The organism is Acidovorax sp. ST3 (genome assembly GCF_003231145.1).
Classification (GTDB): domain Bacteria; phylum Pseudomonadota; class Gammaproteobacteria; order Burkholderiales; family Burkholderiaceae_C; genus Acidovorax.
In genome coordinates this window covers 1-615 of record NZ_QKVP01000073.1, presented here as the reverse complement: position 1 = coordinate 615, position 615 = coordinate 1, and the positions used below count along the sequence as shown (strand labels likewise).

1 protein-coding gene is annotated in these 615 nt (G+C 71.7%); it reads right to left on the bottom strand.

The window, feature by feature from the left end; all coding sequences use genetic code 11:
- Nucleotides 1–615 (bottom strand): NAD(P)-dependent oxidoreductase (locus DNK89_RS23610; protein ID WP_238990919.1); only part of this gene is annotated, 615 nt, incomplete at both ends.

The window sequence follows — 615 nt, the reverse complement described above, 5'->3', positions numbered from 1 at the left end:
CAGCGCCTGGACCAGCGCGGCTTCGTCGACCACCGTGCCGCGCGCAATATTGATCAGCCAGCCGCGCGGACCCAGCGCCCGCAACACCTCGCCATTGACCAGGTGGCGCGTGGCGCCGCCGCCCGGCACTGCCAGCACCAGGAAATCGCACTCGACCGCCAGCGTCGTGATGTCCGGGCAATAACGGTAGTGCGCCGGCGCGTCCGCGCGCGGCTTGCGGTTGGTGTACAGGATGGGCATATCAAATGCTTCGGCGCGCCGCGCGATCTGCAGGCCGATATTGCCCAGCCCGACGATGCCGCAGCGCTTGCCGCTCATGCGCGTGCCCAGGCCGAAGCCTTCCTGCGGCCAGCGGCCGGCGCGCACGAAGCGGTCGGCCTCGGCGATGCGGCGCGACGCCGCCAGCATCAATGCCAGCGCGGTGTCCGCCACGCAGGCATCGAGCACGCCCGGCGTGTTGGTGACCCGCACGTCGCGCGCCTGCGCCGCCGCCAGGTCGATGGTGTCGTAGCCCACGCCGAAACTGAATACGCCTTCCAGCGCCGGCAGCGCGTCGATCAGCTCGCGCGATGCGCCGAAGCGGCCGCTGGTGGCGATGCCGCGGATCGCCGCGCC